Origin of the sequence: Pseudomonas abietaniphila (assembly GCF_900100795.1) — a bacterium.
In the GTDB taxonomy this organism is placed as follows: domain Bacteria; phylum Pseudomonadota; class Gammaproteobacteria; order Pseudomonadales; family Pseudomonadaceae; genus Aquipseudomonas; species Aquipseudomonas abietaniphila.
Map to the genome: position 1 here is coordinate 119,614 of NZ_FNCO01000011.1, position 18,083 is coordinate 137,696.

Annotated in this window: 21 protein-coding genes; 10 read left to right on the plus strand and 11 right to left on the minus strand. The window is 59.5% G+C overall.

Annotation, left to right across the window (positions count from 1 at the left end; all coding sequences use genetic code 11):
- Positions 1-216: 216 nt before the first annotated feature.
- On the plus strand, positions 217-495 hold the full coding sequence (locus BLS87_RS20835; protein ID WP_062385760.1) for a DUF3509 domain-containing protein: 279 nt from the start codon (positions 217-219) through the stop codon (positions 493-495).
- 134 nt (positions 496-629) lie between these two features.
- Here the strand turns inward: BLS87_RS20835 and BLS87_RS20840 are convergent, their stop codons facing one another.
- From BLS87_RS20840 to aroC, 6 genes are all read right to left on the minus strand, one after another.
- A complete protein-coding gene (locus tag BLS87_RS20840; protein WP_074755151.1) occupies positions 630-1,346 on the minus strand; it encodes a helix-turn-helix transcriptional regulator in 717 nt (238 codons plus the stop codon).
- Positions 1,347-1,669: 323 nt separating this feature from the next.
- Positions 1,670-2,353 carry an acireductone synthase gene (gene mtnC, locus BLS87_RS20845; RefSeq protein WP_074755153.1) on the minus strand — a complete coding sequence of 228 codons (684 nt, stop codon included), beginning with the start codon at positions 2,351-2,353 and terminating at the stop codon, positions 1,670-1,672.
- A gap of 7 nt (positions 2,354-2,360) precedes the next feature.
- The gene (locus BLS87_RS20850; protein ID WP_074755155.1) at positions 2,361-2,906 is read right to left on the minus strand and encodes a 1,2-dihydroxy-3-keto-5-methylthiopentene dioxygenase; all 546 of its coding nucleotides are present in this window, start codon (positions 2,904-2,906) and stop codon (positions 2,361-2,363) included.
- Positions 2,907-3,007: 101 nt separating this feature from the next.
- Complete coding sequence (locus BLS87_RS20855) at positions 3,008-3,628, minus strand: methylthioribulose 1-phosphate dehydratase (RefSeq protein ID WP_074755157.1); 621 nt, start codon at positions 3,626-3,628, stop codon at positions 3,008-3,010.
- Positions 3,625-4,773: an MFS transporter gene (locus BLS87_RS20860; protein ID WP_074755159.1), complete on the minus strand. Its 1,149-nt coding sequence runs from the start codon at positions 4,771-4,773 to the stop codon at positions 3,625-3,627. Before BLS87_RS20860 ends, BLS87_RS20855 begins: the two co-directional genes overlap by 4 nt.
- A 37-nt stretch (positions 4,774-4,810) precedes the next feature.
- Positions 4,811-5,902, minus strand: coding sequence for a chorismate synthase (gene aroC, locus BLS87_RS20865; protein WP_074755161.1), 1,092 nt, complete (start codon positions 5,900-5,902; stop codon positions 4,811-4,813).
- A 130-nt stretch (positions 5,903-6,032) separates the two neighbouring features.
- Between aroC and BLS87_RS20870 the strand changes: the two genes are divergently transcribed.
- A complete protein-coding gene (locus BLS87_RS20870; protein WP_074755163.1) occupies positions 6,033-7,028 on the plus strand; it encodes an alpha/beta hydrolase in 996 nt (331 codons plus the stop codon).
- 213 nt (positions 7,029-7,241) lie between these two features.
- Complete coding sequence (locus BLS87_RS20875; RefSeq protein ID WP_074755165.1) at positions 7,242-8,042, plus strand: hypothetical protein; 801 nt, start codon at positions 7,242-7,244, stop codon at positions 8,040-8,042.
- A 118-nt stretch (positions 8,043-8,160) separates the two neighbouring features.
- On the opposite strand, the gene prmB is transcribed toward BLS87_RS20875, so the two are convergent.
- Positions 8,161-9,069 carry a 50S ribosomal protein L3 N(5)-glutamine methyltransferase gene (prmB, locus tag BLS87_RS20880; RefSeq protein WP_074755167.1) on the minus strand — a complete coding sequence of 303 codons (909 nt, stop codon included), beginning with the start codon at positions 9,067-9,069 and terminating at the stop codon, positions 8,161-8,163.
- Between the two features lie 251 nt (positions 9,070-9,320).
- On the opposite strand from prmB, the gene BLS87_RS20885 reads away from it, so the two are divergent.
- The 3 genes from BLS87_RS20885 (at position 9,321) to BLS87_RS20895 (ending at position 11,150) form a co-directional block, all read left to right on the plus strand.
- The gene (locus BLS87_RS20885) at positions 9,321-9,944 is read left to right on the plus strand and encodes a cysteine hydrolase family protein (protein WP_074755169.1); all 624 of its coding nucleotides are present in this window, start codon (positions 9,321-9,323) and stop codon (positions 9,942-9,944) included.
- A 231-nt stretch (positions 9,945-10,175) separates the two neighbouring features.
- Positions 10,176-10,496, plus strand: coding sequence for a hypothetical protein (locus BLS87_RS20890; protein WP_074755171.1), 321 nt, complete (start codon positions 10,176-10,178; stop codon positions 10,494-10,496).
- A gap of 93 nt (positions 10,497-10,589) precedes the next feature.
- On the plus strand, positions 10,590-11,150 hold the full coding sequence (locus BLS87_RS20895) for a Smr/MutS family protein (RefSeq protein ID WP_074755173.1): 561 nt from the start codon (positions 10,590-10,592) through the stop codon (positions 11,148-11,150).
- A 128-nt stretch (positions 11,151-11,278) separates the two neighbouring features.
- On the opposite strand, the gene BLS87_RS34220 is transcribed toward BLS87_RS20895, so the two are convergent.
- Complete coding sequence (locus BLS87_RS34220) at positions 11,279-11,452, minus strand: hypothetical protein (RefSeq protein WP_167362087.1); 174 nt, start codon at positions 11,450-11,452, stop codon at positions 11,279-11,281.
- A gap of 647 nt (positions 11,453-12,099) precedes the next feature.
- Here BLS87_RS34220 and folE point away from each other — a divergent pair.
- Together folE and BLS87_RS20915 are read left to right on the plus strand one after the other, a co-directional pair.
- On the plus strand, positions 12,100-12,645 hold the full coding sequence (gene folE / locus BLS87_RS20910; protein WP_074755179.1) for a GTP cyclohydrolase I FolE: 546 nt from the start codon (positions 12,100-12,102) through the stop codon (positions 12,643-12,645).
- Positions 12,646-12,699: 54 nt separating this feature from the next.
- A complete protein-coding gene (locus tag BLS87_RS20915; RefSeq protein WP_074755182.1) occupies positions 12,700-13,071 on the plus strand; it encodes a glutathione S-transferase N-terminal domain-containing protein in 372 nt (123 codons plus the stop codon).
- A gap of 175 nt (positions 13,072-13,246) precedes the next feature.
- Here BLS87_RS20915 and BLS87_RS20920 read toward each other — a convergent pair whose 3' ends face one another.
- From BLS87_RS20920 to BLS87_RS20930, 3 genes are all read right to left on the minus strand, one after another.
- Positions 13,247-13,633, minus strand: a complete 387-nt coding sequence (locus BLS87_RS20920; protein ID WP_074755184.1) for a lysozyme inhibitor LprI family protein — start codon at positions 13,631-13,633, stop codon at positions 13,247-13,249.
- A gap of 162 nt (positions 13,634-13,795) precedes the next feature.
- Positions 13,796-14,398: a glutathione S-transferase family protein gene (locus tag BLS87_RS20925; protein ID WP_074755186.1), complete on the minus strand. Its 603-nt coding sequence runs from the start codon at positions 14,396-14,398 to the stop codon at positions 13,796-13,798.
- Positions 14,399-14,446: 48 nt separating this feature from the next.
- Positions 14,447-15,613 (minus strand): aminotransferase-like domain-containing protein, encoded by a 1,167-nt coding sequence (locus BLS87_RS20930; RefSeq protein WP_074755188.1) that lies wholly within the window; start codon positions 15,611-15,613, stop codon positions 14,447-14,449.
- 81 nt (positions 15,614-15,694) lie between these two features.
- Here BLS87_RS20930 and BLS87_RS20935 point away from each other — a divergent pair, with 81 nt between their 5' ends.
- Both BLS87_RS20935 and BLS87_RS20940 read left to right on the plus strand, forming a co-directional pair.
- Entirely contained in the window at positions 15,695-16,138 is a 444-nt protein-coding gene (locus tag BLS87_RS20935; protein ID WP_074755190.1) for a MarR family transcriptional regulator, read from the plus strand.
- Positions 16,139-16,869: 731 nt separating this feature from the next.
- A complete protein-coding gene (locus BLS87_RS20940; protein ID WP_074755191.1) occupies positions 16,870-18,060 on the plus strand; it encodes a benzoate/H(+) symporter BenE family transporter in 1,191 nt (396 codons plus the stop codon).
- Positions 18,061-18,083 lie beyond the last annotated feature (23 nt).

Consider the following 18,083-nt stretch of genomic DNA (forward strand, 5'->3'; position numbering starts at 1 on the left):
CTTTTTAGCAGCGCCTGTTTGGCTCCCTTCTCAGCTCCCCCTCTCCCGCAAAATGCAGGATGCCTGATGGCCGTTCATGCAAATTGCACGAAAACAAAAAATAAGAAAAAACATAAATCATTGATTTTAAAGGCATTTGTTTAGGATCGAATACTGGCACAGTCACTGCACTAGTCCTACCAAGCTTGTTATCACTGAGCAATGGAGCCGCTAGACATGACTTTTATCCAAGAAAAATTCGCATCCGTATTTTCCGATTTCGAAGTCAACACCCAGCCGCGCCCGGATGGTGGTGTACTGCTTTCCCTGCGTAACAGTGAAGGCAAACAGATTCGTCGCTCGGTGTCCTACGCTCAGTTGCACACTCCTGTGCAGCTGGAATGGGTGATCAGCGCCATCCGCCGTGACCTTGCGGCGCAGGCCAGTGAACTCCCGGCTATCTCGATGTTGCAGAGCCAACACCGTTTCGACCTGCCGACGTACCACACCCGCTGATCGCAGTCTGCGACGACGGGTAGCCCGACCGATTGACCCGCTGCATCCTTTGAAGCATCCCTTGAATACCGCGATCGCCTTGGCAATCGCGGTTTTTTTATGTGCGGGCACTCAAGAAACGACGGTTGCCGTGACTACTGAATGATGCCGCGACACAGCGCCTCGCCAACGGCCTGAGCCCGATTGGTGACACCCAGCTTGGCGTAGATGCTCTTGAAGTGATGCTTGACCGTTGCTTCGGATACGTCCTTGATCAGACCAATCTCCCAGGCGGTTTTACCCTCGCGAGCCCATTTGAGAATCTCCAGTTCCTTGGGCGTCAGCGCACGGGTCTGCAGTTGCCGGCCCTTGCCTGCCACATGCAGCATGGGAACGAGACTGGTCAGCAAATACCGGTCATTGTGGGTCAGGGGGCGCGTCATCCCATTGAGCGAACAGATGGTGACCACGCCCTGATTGGTCCGATTTTGACTGCTGTAGCCATATGAAAACGCCGGCAACAGCTGGCAGTCTTCTACCGCCGCCATGTAGGCAGACGACGGTGGGTAGGTCTGGAATGCCTCCTCCCAATCCAGAAACCCCATGGTGCGACGAAAGCAACGGATGACCGGGTCCTCGATCATCAGTCGTCCCTGGCAGTAGAGATCCTTCCAGTAACTGTCGACATTGGATGTGATACAGCTGAGCAGGGAACCGTTGCGGTATTGATAGAGCATCGCTCGCTCACAGCGACACTCCTCCCTTAGCCAGTCGAGCGCATTGGCAATCGCGGCGTCACCATCCTGCTCGGTAATGCTGCTGACCATCTGCTGTATCAACGGACTCAGCGTCCCTGTTTGCACGTTTTTCATCTTCCCCTCCGTTTAAAAAACGTCATGTGTCGTCCCTGAAGGCTCTTTAGAGTTTTAAGTTGATTGCAGTCGCAAAGGACGCTTCGGACACGGCTGGAAGCAGCGACCGGGAAGCGCCAAATCGGCTGTCAGGTTCCGACAGGTGAAGGGTTACACAGTCCGGGAGGGTTAAACATAAAGGCGAAAACAAACAGGCATGCCTGACTCGTAAACAGGCCGCTTCCCACAAAATAACCAAAACGTGCTTACATTTTTGACGATTTACCAAAAAAACGGCCGATGTCAGAGACATCGGCCGTGGGTTCAATCCGACACAGCAAGGGTCAGAACGTGGCGGGATCAATCTGCGCGAAACTGACGACATTCGTGTGCCCGGCCAGCACTGCGCCGTCGCGCACCAGTGCGCAGGTCGCCATGGACGCCTGCCCGGCCGCGTCCAGCTCTTGGACGATGTCGGAGAGGAACAGGATGTCCTGAGCCGGATGCCCGATGGCGGAGGCGATCGTGCGGTAGGACTGCACCTCACGCTTGGGACCGGACGTTGTATCGAAGTAGCCGCTGAACAGACCGGACAAATCGCCTGCCTCGGACCGTCCGAAGATCAGCTTCTGCGCCTGGATCGAGCCTGACGAGTACACGTACAGCGCGTAGCCCTCACGATGCCAGCGCTGAAGCGCTTCGACCGCATCCGGATATACGTGCCCCTTGAGCTGCCCCGCCAAATAACCTTGCTGCCAGACCATCCCCTGCAACGCTTTGAGCGGCGTGGCCTTGCGGTCCTCGGCGATCCAGCCGAGCAGAATCTCAATGACGCGCTCGACATCGGCCTGAGGCTCAGCACTGTCGTTGCGCACCGCCTGAAGCTGCGCGGCCACCTCGGCCTCGGTCGCGTGCTGCCGCACGTAATCCGGCAGGTGCGCGGCGGCATACGGAAACAGCACGTCGAAGACGAAGCTCACGGCGCTGGTGGTGCCTTCGATGTCGGTCAGAATTGCTTTGATTGCCATGGGTTTCTCAGTCTTCCAGGCGCGGGAACTGGCTGGCGATGGACTCACCGGTGAAGTTCGCCACCCAGCCTTCCGGGTTGTTGAACAGGCGAATCGCGACGAAGTGCGGGTTTTCGCCCATGTCGAACCAGTGGCGCGTGCCGGCCGGAACGGAAATCAGATCGTTTTTCTCGCACAACACCGCGTAGACGAAGTCGCCGATGTGCAGGGTAAACAAACCACGCCCGGCGACGAAGAAGCGCACCTCATCCTCGGCATGCTGATGCTCGTCAAGAAACTTGGCGCGCAGTTCGGCTTTCTGTGGATGGTCGCTGTTGAGGCTGATCACGTCGACGGTCACGTAGCCGCGCTCGGTCATCAGTTGGTCGATCTGCACGCGATAGGCGTTGATCACCTCCTCCTGACTGGCGCCCGGCGTAATCGGGGTTGCCGCCTGCCAGCGATCGAATGCAACGCCGTGCTCGGCCAGGGTCGACGCGATGTCTTCAAGGTGAGTCAGGACCTTGTTCGGCAATTGCGGAGATGACACATGATAGACGGAGAGACTGCTCATTACGGTGTTCCTCGGTTCAGTCAACGCGCGCCGGCTCTGGGGGCCGGTCGGGCGCGGGTTCAGTCAGGCAATCCACAAGAAATGCGGGGACGGCTCGTGAATCAGGGTTGGCGATTCATGACGGCCATGGTTTTGAGTTCGCACTCGAACAGGAACTCAAACGCCTCGATCTGGCGCAAAGCATCGCTCATCTTCGCACCCCAAGTGTACAAACCGTGGCCGCGAATCAGATAACCGGCGCAATCGGGATGCTGGTCGAGCCACGGCTGAACCTTCAGGGCCAGCCGTGCGATGTCCTGATCGTTGTCGAAAATCGGCACGACCACGCGGGATTCATGGGTGACCACACCGCTGAACGCCTTCTGCAGTTCGTAATCTTCGAACACCAGACGGTCGCCCTCGGTCAGCCGCGACAGCACCGTCGCATTCACCGAGTGGGTGTGCAACACCGCGCCCACTTCAGGCCTGCAGCGGTAGAGCTGGGTGTGCAGCAAGGTTTCGGCGGAGGGTTTCTTGCCCGGCTCCAGGCTGTTACCCGCCAGGTCGGTGGCCAGTACATCGTCGACACCGAGCTGCCCTTTGTGTTTGCCAGAAACCGTCAGCAGCGCCTCGCTGGCCGACAGCCTTGCCGAGTAGTTGCTGCTGGTGGCGGGCGACCAGCCACGGCCATACAGAAAGCGCCCGGCTTCGATGATTTCTTGAGCCAATGATTCGCGACTCATACGCGCTCCTCTTTCATACAGGTGGCAGCCAGAATCGCGGCAATAAACGCCGCCAGGCTGGCAATGGCGAAGGTCCAGCCAGCGCCTAGCGCATTCCAGCTGTAACCTGAATACAACGCACCCATGGCGCCGCCGGTGCCGGACAATGCGGCATAAAGCGCCTGTCCCTGGCCTTGCTGGCGGGGGCCGAAACTACGTTGCAGGAAATGTATGGCAGCGGCGTGATAACTGCCGAACGTGGCCGCATGCAACAGCTGGGCGAATATCAGCACTGGCAAATGATCGGCGAAATTGCCCAGCAAAAGCCAGCGCAGAGACGCGAGCGCGAAGCTTGTGATCAAAACGTGGCGCACGCTGAAGCGCTGTAGAACCCGGCTCATGGCCATGAACATCAAGACTTCGGCGACCACACCCACGGCCCAAAGCATGCCGATGATCCCGCGACTGTAGCCAAGGTGCTCCAGGTGCAGCGTAAGGAAGGTGTAATACGGGCCGTGACTCAACTGCATCAGCGCGACGCTGATATAAAAGACCAGCACACCGGGACTCAACAGTTGCTTGAAAAAGCCTTCACCCGCCGGGCGCTGGCCAGAGGCTGGCGGCTGAGCGTTCGGCACCCACCAGCTGCTGCCAACGATTCCGGCCATGATCAGCAACAAGGCCAGCGGATACGCGTCCAGGCTGAACCACTCGAACAGTCGACCCAGTCCGACCACGGTCAGGATGAAGCCTACGGAACCCCACAGGCGGATCTGGCTGTAGCGCGCGGTCTGGGCCTGAAGGTGCGCCAGCGTGATGACTTCGAATTGCGGCAACACCGCATGCCAGAAGAAGGCGTGCAGAGCCATGACCATGGCCAGCCAGGCATAGGACGTGTCGAACAGGATCAGCGAAAAACACGCCAGCGTGCACACTGCACCGAAGCGCACGATGGCCAGTCGGCGGCCCGTGTAGTCCCCGAGCCAGCCCCAGAGATTCGGCGCCACGCACCGCATCAGCATGGGAATCGCGACCAGCTCACCGATGCGCGCACTGGGAAACCCCAGATGATCGAAATACAGCGCCAGAAACGGCGCCGTGGAGCCCAGCAAGGCGAAATAGAACAGGTAGAAACTGGACAGGCGCCAGTAAGGAAGCGCTGCCACGTTCAAACGCCCGTGGCAGCGGCACCGGATGGCGGCATTACAGTTGACCCAGAACCGGCGTATTCACCCGCACGTCCATGTTCTGTCCGCGATGGCGGAGCAAATGGTCAAGCAGCACGATGGCCATCATTGCTTCGGCGATGGGCGTTGCACGGATACCGACGCACGGGTCGTGACGGCCCTTGGTGATCAAATCGACCGGGTTGCCGTCGACATCGATCGAACGGCCCGGCGTGGTGATGCTCGAGGTAGGCTTCAAGGCCAGATGGGCGACGATGGGCTGTCCGGAGGAAATACCACCCAGGATGCCGCCGGCATTGTTGGACAGGAAGCCTTCCGGCGTCAGTTCATCGCGGTGTTCGGTGCCACGCTGGGCAACGCTGTCGAAACCGGCGCCGATTTCGATGCCTTTGACGGCGTTGATACTCATCAGCGCGTGGGCCAGCTCAGCGTCCAGGCGGTCAAAGATAGGCTCGCCGAGGCCGGGCATCACGCCATCGGCGACCACGGTGATTTTTGCCCCGACCGAATCCTGATCGCGACGCAGCTGGTCCATGTAGGCTTCCAGCTCGGGCACTTTGTCCGGGTCCGGGCTGAAGAAGGCGTTCTGCTCGACCGAGTCCCAGGTCTTGAACGGGATGTCGATAGGGCCCAGCTGACTCATGTAGCCGCGCACCGTGATGCCCTGGGTCGCCAGGTACTTTTTGGCAATGGCGCCCGCAGCGACACGCATCGCGGTTTCACGGGCAGAACTGCGACCGCCACCGCGGTAATCGCGTATGCCGTACTTGTGGTGATAGGTGTAGTCGGCGTGGGCCGGGCGGAACAGGTCCTTGATGGCCGAATAGTCCTTGGACTTCTGGTCGGTGTTGCGAATCAGCAGGCCGATGGAGGCGCCGGTGGTCTTGCCTTCGAACACGCCGGAGAGGATTTCGACCTCGTCCGCTTCCTGACGCTGCGTGGTATGGCGGCTGGTGCCGGGCTTGCGGCGGTCGAGGTCACGCTGCAAGTCTTCCAGGGACAACTCGACACCCGGCGGGCAGCCGTCGACGATAGCAACCAGCGCCGGACCATGGCTTTCGCCGGCGGTGGTGACAGAGAACAGCTTGCCGTAGGTATTGCCGGACATGCGGGAAGGCTCCGAAAAATCGTTCAAACACACGAGCCCGCCAGTATACGCAGGCTGATCGCGTGAATCACCCTCGAACCTTCTTCGATTGTCCGCATCCAATTGACACTTTATTGACGATGACCCTGCGATGCTACGTGCCATGTCCCTGATCCGCGGCTTGCTGCCGCTGCGAGTAATCGCTTTGACCCTCACGCTCTTGTCTTCTCTGGCCCACGCCGGCACACCGGTCGTGCTGCAGCGACCGATCACCCTCGACACCGGCACCGGCGAGCTGTTCGGCACCTTGCTGCTGCCAAAATCCACCACGCCAGTGCCGGTGGTGCTGATCATTGCCGGGTCCGGTCCGACCGACCGCGACGGTAACAACCCCGACGGCGGTCGAAACGACAGCATGAAGCGCCTGGCGCTGATTCTGGCCAAGCACAACATCGCCAGTGTTCGCTACGACAAGCGCGGCGTGGCAGCCAGTCGACCAGCGACACCGGACGAACGTCACTTGAGCATCGAAAAGTACGTGGACGATGCCGTGGCCTGGGCCGAGAAGCTCAAGACCGACCCGCGCCTGGGTCAGTTGATCCTGATGGGGCACAGCGAGGGCGCGCTGGTGGCCACGCTGGCCGCTGAACGCGCGGGCGCGACGGCGTTGATCTCGGTCGCAGGCACCGGTCGCCCGGTCGATCAGGTGGTGCGCGAACAGCTGCAATACCGCTTGCCCCCGCCTCTGCTCGCGCGCAGTGAGGAGTTGATCGAAGAGATCAAAGCGGGCAAGACCGACGACAACGTCCCCGAGCCGTTACAGGTGGTGTTCCGCCCAAGCGTGCAGCCGTACCTGATTTCCTTGTTTCGACAAAACCCTGCGGCCGCTTTCAGCAAGCTGAAGATCCCGACCCTGATCATTCAAGGCCGTAACGACATGCAAGTTGGCGTTGGCGATGCACAATTGCTGCACAAGGCCAAACCGGACTCGCAGCTGGCGATCATCGACGGCATGAACCATGTCCTGCGCATCGTGCCGATGGACATGAAGCGCCAGCTTGCGTCTTATAAAGACCCGCAATTGCCACTGGCCAGCGAGCTGTCCGATCGCATCATGAAATTCATCGGTTCTGTTCCCGCTGCCTGAGGCCTGTCTCAATGCTTCGGTGGGAGCAAATTCATTCGCGAAGGTCTTTCTGACGCTGCCCCTGCGTCGTCTGTCCCCCTTTCTCGAATAAATTCGCTCCCACAGGTCTTCTGCGCCCATCTCCCCTTCTTTCCCTTCAGCTTCGCCGAAAACGGCCGATAGCGGGGTGCAGGCATTGTGTTGCCGAGCAATGTCGAGAACAGGACCGCCGTGATGACAGAAGCAACTATTGAGGCCGAAGCGGCCGCCCCGACCGACGCCAAAGAAGGTGACGTCGCAGCCCCCGTGCTGTGGGATGACGTGCAGGCCGAGCATTTTTCGATGCTGCGCCTGGCCCCGTTGCCCACTGACCGTGCCACCGGCGGCCGGCCGCTGCGCTTTGTCGAATTCGGGCGGGCCGAGCGCAACAGCAAGGAGTTCAGCCTGCTGCGCATGAGCTACCACTTGCCGGGCCAGAAAACCCGCAAGGAACAGAACCATCTGGACATTTGGGTCGACCACGCCAATCGCGCGGTGCGCATCGGGCCGGAGTCGGGCCTGCAGATCGAACCGTGGAACCGCGGCCTGGGCCGATTCATGGTGGCGCAGGGCATTCACTGGGCACAGAAACGCTGGTCCGACTACAAAATCGCTGGCACGGCGCTGGCCAACAAGGACGCGCTTAACGAAGACACCCGCCTGCGTCGCGACCACTTTCTGAAAACGCAGGGTTTCGAGGTGGCGTATGCCGACCCTCAGCACCTCAAAGGCAGCATCAAGGATGTCAAAGTCGCCAACCTGAACAACACCTGGAACACCGATAAAGTGCAGATCGTCGAGATTCTCGACGCCGCGCACATGCTGCAACAGGCTGAACAGAAGATTCAGGACCAGGAAGTCACGATCAAGAAGGCCGAAGACAAGGTCAGTAAATACCGCCGCGACGACAGCGGGCTGCGCTTCACGATTGCGTGCCTGGTGACCTTTGCGGTGTTTCAGGCGGGACTGTTGATCTGGATTGCGACGCATCGGTAAGTCGATACCGCAAAACCTGAGGCGCCGGCTGCTGGCGAAAGCGGCCTGTCAGTTGACCTATTGAAACCTGACACTCCCCATCGCCAGCAAGCCGGCGCCTACAATGATTGGCGGTGGCTTACACCCGCGCCGCAAACACCGCCTGATGCGCCCGGCACTGTTCAGCCGTCAGCATGAACACACCATGGCCGCCGCGCTGGAATTCCAGCCAGGCGAAGTCCACTTCCGGGTACAGCGCCTCGACGTGCACCTGGCTGTTGCCTACTTCAACGATCAACAAGCCCTTCTCGGTCAGGTGATCCGCCGCCTGCGCCAGCATGCGTCGAACCAGATTCAGGCCGTCATCACCACACGCCAGCGCCAGCTCGGGTTCATGCTGGTATTCGTCCGGCATGTCCGCGAAGTCTTCGGCATCGACATACGGTGGATTAGAGACGATCAGGTCGAAGCGTTGACCCGGCAAGCCGTCGAAGCCGTCGCCCTGCACGGTGTACACCCGCTCATCCAGGCCGTGGCGTTCAATGTTCTGGTTCGCCACTTCCAGTGCTTCGAACGACAGGTCCGCCAGCGCCACCTCGGCGTCCGGGAACACATCGGCGCAGGCGATGCCGATGCAGCCGGAACCGGTGCACAGGTCGAGGATGCGCGCAGGCTCCTGACCCAGCCAGGGTTCAAACCGGTTCTCGATCAGCTCGCCGATCGGTGAACGCGGAATCAGCACGCGCTCGTCGACAATGAACGACATTCCGCAGAACCACGCCTCGCCCAGCAGATATGCCGTCGGCACGCGGTCGTCGATACGCCGCTTGATCAAACGCTGCAGATTGACCAGTTCGTCGTCTTCCAGGTTGCAATCCAGGTAGGCGTCGGAGATTTCCCAAGGCAGGTGCAACGCGCCCAGCACCAGTTGACGGGCTTCATCCCAAGCGTTGTCGGTGCCATGACCATAAAAAAGATCTTCCCCGTGAAAGCGGCTGACGGCCCAACGGATATGATCGCGCAGGGTGCGCAGGCGGGAAGTGATCACAGCAGACTCCTTGAAAAAACGACGGGCGATTCTAGCAGCCATCCACGCAACAAACGATGCCTGAGCCCGACAGGCGCTTGTCACGGAAAACTTTCCACAGCCTTTGTGTCGATTTGCAGGCAATATGACAGCAACCGCGACCTGCTCGACGGCTTGAAGCCCGGTAAAAGCGAGCCCTGTGAGCATTGAGATTCACAGAATCGCTCAGCCAGTGGACAATGTGGCAAAAGCCCCACTCGAAGGAGCCCCAGATGTCTGTTTCAAAGACCGGTCCAAAGACCATGTTTCAACTCAGTGGCCGCGAATATGCAGCGGCCACCTTGAGCAATGCCACGCTGATCATTATCGATGCCCAGAAAGAGTACCTCAGTGGTCCTTTGGCCCTGACCGGCGTTCAAGAGGCCATCGACAACATCGTCAAACTGGTCGACGCTGCGCGCGCCGCCAAATCACCGATCATCCATGTCCGCCATTTGGGGACAGTGGGCGGCATGTTCGATCCCCAAGGTGAACGTGGAAAGTTCGTCCCGGAGCTGATGCCTCAGGGTGATGAAATCGTCATCGAAAAACGCCTGCCCAACGCCCTGAACGGCACCGTGACCACCGACGACCGCAAGACTCTGCACAAGCTCCTCGAGGACCTGGGCCGTCTGGACCTGGTGGTCTGCGGTTTCATGAGCCACTCCAGCGTCAGCACCACCGTGCGTGCGGCCAAGGACTACGGCTTCCGCTGCACGCTGGTTGAAGACGCCTGCGCCACCCGCGATCTGCCGACACCTACCGGCGTCATCAAGGCTGAGCTCGTTCAGCAGGCGGAGATGGCAATCATGAACGACAACTTCGCCAAGCTTGCGCTGACCAAAGACCTCATCTGACGCGACGCTCTTCATCAGGAACTGACCCATGATCCGCGGGGTTGCTCCGCGAAGATCAATTTTCCGGCAGTTCCTGAAGAAAAAGCGTACAAATGCAGTCATCAGGCGTGTGACGCATCTCACATAACCGCCTATCTGTTAATCACTCGTGTTTGCCTTTGAGCGCTGACCAAACGGGAACCACCCCGGCATAAGCTGGTCAGAGCGCCGATACCCATAGAGGAAGTCGGGATGAAGATATCCGATGGTTTCGATGCCCGTCGCCTGCGCCCGAAAGGCCAGAGCAACTGGCGGATGCGCTTTGGCGCTGTGCTGTCCGCCTTGTTTGCAACTGCCGGCGTATTGCTTGCAATGGCCGGCATCGCCAGTCTGATTGGTCATCCGGCAGCGTTGGGTGAGCTTAATGCGAGCCCGGCCGGTGCCGTGGTCACGATTGTTGTCGGCCTGTTCCTGCTGTACATCGGGGTCTGGCTCTGGCGTCGCAGTCGTCTGCGTCGTCGCCGCGCCGGTGAGCTCAACATGTCTCCGCATCTGATGAAGAAACACGACTGACCCTCCCCGCGTCATCCGCAGCCATTTGAACGTTTTTAGTCGCGCCGAGAACGGCGTGACTTGGTTAAACTGGCGTCCCTCGCGGAGACCGACATGCAAGACGACGACTTTTCCCTGTTCAGAAGTGAGCTTCGTGGCGTCAAGCCCATCAAGACTGAACACGCCGACGTAGGCAAACCCAAACCCGACCGTAAGCATCTGGCCAAGCTGAGGCAGGCGGCGACGGTGCGTTCCGACGCGACGATTACCGTCGACGGCCTGTCCGATCAGTTCGTGATCGACGTAGGACCGGAGGACACACTGTACTGGGCCCGCGATGGCGTTCAGGAAGGCCAGATGCGCAAACTCAAGCTGGGCCAAATCAGCTTCGAAGGCAGCCTTGACCTGCACGGCATGAGCGTGGAACTGGCGCGGGAAACCATGTGGGAGTTCCTCGCCGAGGCAGCGAAGCTGGAAGTCCGCTGCGTGCGCATCACACACGGCAAGGCGGTACGACTGGACGGCAAGCGCCCGATGATCAAAAGCCACGTCAACACCTGGTTGCGTCAACATCAACAGGTGCTGGGGTTTACATCGTGCATTGCCAAACACGGTGGCGCCGGTGCGGTGTACGTCATGCTCAAGCGCACGATGATGGAAGGGCGCGACGAGTAAGAACGCTTAAACGAACAAACAGGAGTGCGTTTGCCCGCGATTTCAGGGGGTCAGCTATACAGGTGCGGCTGACGCACCGCGATCGCAGGCAAGCGCGCTCCTACGCGGCTCATCGGGTTAGCAATTGATCAGCGCGGGCCGGGTCCACCGCCGCCACCCGGGCCGCCACCTTCGTAGTGACCACCACCGCCTCCTTGCCCACCGCCGTGACCTCCACCGCCCGGCCCCCAGAAAGGCCAGCAGCCGGACATGGCTGACATGACCGCGATCACCATCGCGACTTTCGCTATACGACTCAACATGTTCATTGCTCTCTCTTAACAGCAGGCATTCATCACCTGCAACGTCTGACAGCACATCCTGTTGAAACCGCGTCGCTGTTTGGTAGCCGTAGGGTGTCGAGATTGATACGCAGCGGTAAACAAACAAAAGGCCGCGAAGGGAAAACACGCCCGTCGCGGCCTTTATTTGAGTCTCTTTGTGGATCAGGGCGTATCCGTTCGATCAGGCTCCCGATCAGCGGAATGAGGGTCAGCGGCGATAATAACCAGGTCCCGGGCCATAGCCGCCCCGCCCTTCATAATAATGACCGCCATCATAATGGCGATGGTCCCAACCTCCGTGACGACCCCATCCAGGGCCAAAAAAACATCCCGAAACCGACGACGTCAGGGCGATCACCAGTGCGATTTTCGCGATTCGGCTAAACATATGATTACTCTCTTCATCCGGGCATCTATCACCCATTAACTCAGACACCAATCGGACACATTTCGACATATGCACTCGGTAAAGGTTAGGTAAAGGCGCCTTTACACCGTGCCGGGCGTCGTCATGCCGCAGGTTTGTCGGTCGCCCGCCGTACACCTCCCCGCCCAGCTACGCTACTATGTGCGCCTTTGCAGGCCGACAATCCTGCGTTTTTTGAACCCACACGGAACACAACCCTGTGACACTGGAACAGAACTACACGGCGATCCTTGGTCAACTCGGCGAGGACGTCTCCCGCGAAGGCCTGCTCGACACCCCGAAACGTGCGGCCAAAGCCATGAAGTACCTTTGCCGTGGCTATGAGCAAACCCTGGAAGAAGTCACCAACGGTGCACTGTTCAGTTCTGACAACAGCGAAATGGTCGTGGTCAAGAACATCGAGCTGTATTCGCTGTGTGAACACCACCTGCTGCCCTTCATTGGCAAGGCCCATGTTGCCTACATCCCGAGCGGCAAAGTCCTCGGCCTGTCGAAGGTCGCGCGCATAGTGGACATGTTCGCCCGTCGCCTTCAGATCCAGGAAAACCTCAGCCGCCAGATCGCCGAGGCCATTCAGCAGGTCACCGGCGCGCTCGGCGTGGCCGTGGTCATTGAAGCCCAGCACATGTGCATGATGATGCGCGGCGTCGAGAAGCAGAACTCCTCGATGATCACCTCGGTGATGCTCGGTGAATTCCGCGAAAACGCGGCCACCCGCACCGAGTTCCTTAGCCTGATCAAGTGATCCGGGCGTCCTGAAAGGCCGCGACCTCAGGTCCGCGGCCGCGAGGTTTCAAGCATGTTGATGAAGGCATTGAGGGTTGGCCTGGGCCAGCTCGTTATTCTGATCGATTTCCTGACCCGCCCCGCCAAGAAAAAACGCACTCCGGACGCTCAGGCCGCCGTCGAAGCGTCGGCAAAAGACCTGACGCTGTACCAGTTCCAGGCCTGCCCGTTCTGTGTGAAGACCCGCCGCACGCTGCGCCGCCTTAACGTGCCGGTCGCCTTGCGTGATGCGAAGAACAACGAGATCGATCGTCAGACCCTGCTGACCGAAGGCGGCAAGATCAAAGTGCCTTGCCTGCGCATTGAAGAAGGCGACAAGACGGTGTGGATGTATGAGTCGAAGGTGATCATCGATTACCTGGACAAGCGTTTTTCAGCGGTTTGAATCATTCCAGACACCGCTGAATTTCAAGCCGGGCATAGACCCTGTGGGAGCGAATTCATTCGCGATTGGCCCTTATACCCGACACACAGGGTTTGTCTGGCCAATCATTCGCGAATGAATTCGCTCCCACAGGAATCATGACAGGCCATGGCATCCGCGCTGTCCGGACCTTCGGCTATTTAGGACAGCCTTCCTGCCGACACGCCACGTAGCCCTTCAACTGCTCGACCCGCACCTTGGTCTGTGCCGACAGGCATTGCGCCTGCGCCAATGGCCAGAGGCTACCGCCCTCCTCTCGCTTACCCACCTGATACTGGCAATCGGCATCGCGAAAGGCGATCCACTTCTTCTGAGCATCCTGCAGCGCTTTTTTCTGTGCCGGATTCGTCAGATAGGCCATCTGCGTCTTGTACTGTTTGTTGAGATCGGCATCCAGGGCCGCGTATTCCTTGCTCGCGCACTGGTTCATCGACGCCTGCGTAGCATCGCAATCTTCGGCTTGCGCCGAACAGCCAATGCCCAGCGCCATGAACATGCCCACCGCTATCATCATGAATCGCATCAATTACTCCCTTTTCCAGTTGATCGTCCGGCCTGAGCCAAACGGGGGCGCAGCGTAAATCAACGCCAGCGCACATGCGTTGCACACAACATTCAGACATAAAAAAACCGGTCACTGCTGCCAGGACCGGCTTTTTTATCTGTGAAGGCTCAGCCCTCGCTGTCAATCCAGCATGCCGACGTAACCCGGTTGCTGCTTGATCCGCTCCAGCCAGCGTTCGATGGCCGGGAACTGAGTCAGGTCAAAACCGCCTTGATGGGCGACATGGGTGTAGGCATAGAGCGCTATGTCCGCAATGGAAAAATGCTCGCCCACCAGGAACGGCGTGCGCTGCAGCTGCTGCTCCATGACCTTCAACGCGCGGTAACCGCGCTTGTGCAGCGACCGGTATTCGTCCATACGCGCTTCAGGCAGCCCCAGGTAGAACTGAATAAAGCGGGCCACGGCGATGGTCGGTTCATGGCTGTATTGTTCGAAAAACTGCCATTGCAGCATTTGCGTGCGCAGGCGAGGCTCGGTCAGCAGATACGGCGTGCCTTCAGCGAGGAAGTTGAGAATCGCGTTGGACTCCCACAGGCAGGTGCCGTCCTCAAGCTCCAGCACGGGAATCTTGCCGTTGGGGTTTTTCTCAAGGAACGCCTCGGTTTCGGTCTCCCCGTTCAGAATGTCCACCGGCACCCATTCGTACTGGGCGCCCAGAAGGCTCAGCATCAGTTTGATCTTGTAGCAGTTGCCCGAGTTGTAATCGCCGTAAACCTTGTACATCTGCTGCTCTCCCCTCAACCCTGCTCGGTGGTGCGTGTGCGTAATGTATCAGGCTGCATGGGCAGCCTGTGCGTGTCTGATGACAGCCGCCAGTCGCTTCAACCCTTCATCCAGTCGTGCGGGATCAATGTGGCTGAAGTTCAGGCGCAGATAACCGGGGTTGGCATCCGGGTCGGTGAAAAACGGTTCACCCGGCATAAACGCCACGTTCTGCGCCAACGCCGTGTCGAGCAGCGTACGGGTGTCGATCTTTTCCTTGAGCGTCAGCCAGAAGAACAGGCCGCCTTGCGGGCTGTTCCACTGCGCCAGATCGCTGAAATGCCGTTGCAGCGCCGCTTCGAACTGGTCTCGACGAGTACGGTAGAAGCCACGCAACTCCATCAGATGCTGCTGATAGTGATCGCTGCCGATCCACCGCAGGGCTTGCCACTGGCCCACACGGTTGGTGTGCAGGTCAGCGGACTGCTTGAGTTTCAGCAGATGCGCAAACAGGTCCGGCGTGGCAATCAGATACCCCACGCGCAGCCCCGGCATCAGGGTTTTCGACACAGTGCCGGTGTAAATCCAGCTGGCTTTCTTCAAGCGGCTGACGATCGGCTTGGCGCTGCCGCCATCAAACGTCAGGTCGCGATAAGGCTCGTCTTCGATCAGGGTGACGCCAAATTCATCCAGCAGCGCCGCCACGGCGTCCCGCGCTTCTTCGCTGTAGCGCACGGCCGACGGGTTCTGGAAGGTCGGGATCAAATAGGCGAACGACGGCGCATGGCGTTCCAGGCGCTGACGCAGTACGTCCAGATCAGGTCCTTCGGCGAGCAACGGAACGGTCAGGCAGTCGGCACCGAACAGCTGGAAGATTTGCAGCGCCGCGAGATAGGTCGGGCCTTCCAGCAGAATTTCCGTGCCTTTGTCGATGTACAGCTTGGCGGCCAGGTCCAGCGTCTGCTGCGAACCGCTGACAATCATCACCTGACTGGCCTCGCAGGCAATACCCAGCGCCCGGGCCTGGGCCGCGAGCGCTTCACGCAACTGCGGTTCGCCCTCGCTCATACCGTACTGCCCCATGCTGCGCGGCATGTCCGACCATTCGCTCTGCGGCAACATCGCCTCGGCCGGCAGGCCACCGGCGAACGACATCATGTCCGGGCGCTGAGCGGCGGCCAGGATTTCGCGAATCAGAGAACTCTTCAAGCGGGTGACGCGTTCGGAAAATGCCATGAGATCACCGCTGGCGGAAATAAATGGAAATAGGTCAAACTGGTTGACTGAAACTACGACGACAGACCCGGATACGTCAATATGCTTGACCTTAAAAATTCAGCGACGCAACAAATCGCCATGGAAGCGTTTTTCTTCGGTTATCAGGCGTTCACTGCAAAAGCCGACGAAATGCTAGATCGCCGAGGCTTGAGTCGGGTTCACCAACGCATCGTGTTTTTCATCGCCCGCTATCCGGGGCTGAGCGTGAAGGAACTGCTTGCCGTGCTGGGCGTAAGCAAACAGGCGCTGAACACACCGCTGCGGCAGTTGATCGAGATGGAATTGGTCCTGAGCGTCGCCCCCGAAGACGACAAACGAAAACGCCTGCTGGAGCTGACTGCCGAAGGCGCGAAATTCGAAGAATCACTGCGCCGCGAACAGGTGAGACTCTTGCAACGGGTGTTCGCCGACGCCGGACGCGAAGCCGTGGATGGCTGGCTGGCCGTGAATCAGGCATTGGGCAATACCCTCAACCGCAGCTGAGCCTCGAAAGCACACACACGTTGTAGATGAATGATCAGATTGCACGGAAATCAGAAACGACAAATTAACCTGTAGGAGCAGTCGGAGGTTACGAGGGTCTGGGCCGCACTCGGACGAATGCGGTGGGTCAGCCCCATCTATTTCACTGACCCACCGCGTTCGCTGCCGTCGTAACCTCCGACGTCTCCTACAGGGATCTCATCTGTCCACACATCGCGCCAGATTTTGTACCGCATGGAGATTGATTGTTCCCACGCTCCGCGTCCGTCTTTCTTTGACGCAATGCGTTACCACGCGGAGCGTGGGAACGATCGAGCTCTTGCTCCTGCTTTTGATCTTCATACCAAGAAAGTCCAGACGACACAAAATGCGACTTGGGTGCAGGCTGAACGCAGGCGGGCCCACGGAGCGTCGCCGGAGTGAAGGTACCTCGACGAAGTCGAGGCCAAACCGGGAGCGGACCCTTGGTTACTTGGGGATGGTCCGGCATTCCGGTTTTCAAGTAACCCGCCGAAGGCGGAACGCTTCTGCCGTTAGGCAGAACCCAAAAAATCAGCGCCACCACAGCCCCCAGAACTTCACCTCGCCTGATATGCCATCCCTCATGAACGCCAATGGCCCAAACCCGAAACTGTGCCGATTATTGCGCACCCCGCTGTATCGCAACGAATTGTCACAACTGCGTATACGCTTGCAAACCTGCTCAACTCGCCGCCCCAGGGATAGACCGCATGACCGACGCGACCCACACGCCACTGCGCCCCCTCACCGACAGCTCGCCCTCCGCCATCGTCGCCGGCTTCATCGCCATGATGACCGGCGTCACCAGCTCCCTCGTGCTGATCTTCCAGGCAGGCCAGGCCGCCGGCCTGACCTCCGCGCAGATATCCTCCTGGATCTGGGCGCTGTTCATGGGCATGGCGATCTGCAGCATCGGCCTGTCATTGCGCTACCGCACCCCGATCACCGTCGCCTGGTCTACACCGGGCGCCGCACTGCTGATCACCAGCCTGGGACATGTCGCCTATCCCGAAGCCATCGGCGCCTTCATCACCAGCGCGATCCTGGTCTTCATCTGCGGCATCACCGGCAGCTTCGAGAAACTGGTCAAACGCCTGCCCACCTCCCTGGCGGCCGCCCTGCTGGCGGGCATTCTTTTCAAGATCGGCAGCGAAATATTCGTCGCCGCGCAACACCGTACCGGCCTGGTGCTGGGCATGTTCTTCACGTACCTGATCGTCAAACGCTTCTCGCCACGCTACGCGGTGCTCGCCACCCTGCTGGTGGGTGTGGCGCTGTCAGCGATGCTCGGCATGTTGAATTTCAGCGGCTTTGCACTGGAAGTCGCCGTGCCGGTGTGGACCACGCCCTCGTTTTCGCTGGGCGCCACCATCAGCATCGGGATCCCGCTGTTTGTTGTCGCCATGACCTCGCAGAACATGCCGGGCGTCGCCGTGTTACGCGCCGACGACTATCACGTCCCTGCCTCTCCGCTGATCACCGCCACCGGCCTGATTTCGCTGGTGACGGCGCCGTTTGGTGCCCACGGCATCACGTTGGCGGCAATCAGCGCAGCGATCTGCACCGGTCCGCACGCCCATGAAGACCGCAACAAACGCTACACCGCCGCGATCTGGTGCGGGATTTTCTACGCCATTGCCGGTGTGTTCGGCGCGACGCTGGCCGCGTTGTTCGCGGCGTTCCCGAAAGAGCTGGTGCTGTCGATTGCGGCGCTGGCGTTGTTCGGTTCGATCATCAACGGGCTGACCGTGGCGATGAATGAACCCAAAGAGCGTGAGGCGGCGTTGATCACTTTCATGGTCACGGCGTCAGGGCTGACGCTGTTTTCCATCGGGTCGGCGTTCTGGGGAATTGTGGCGGGGGTATTGACGCTGGTGATTCTTAACTATCGGAAACCCTGACTCCCCCAGATGCATACAAAACC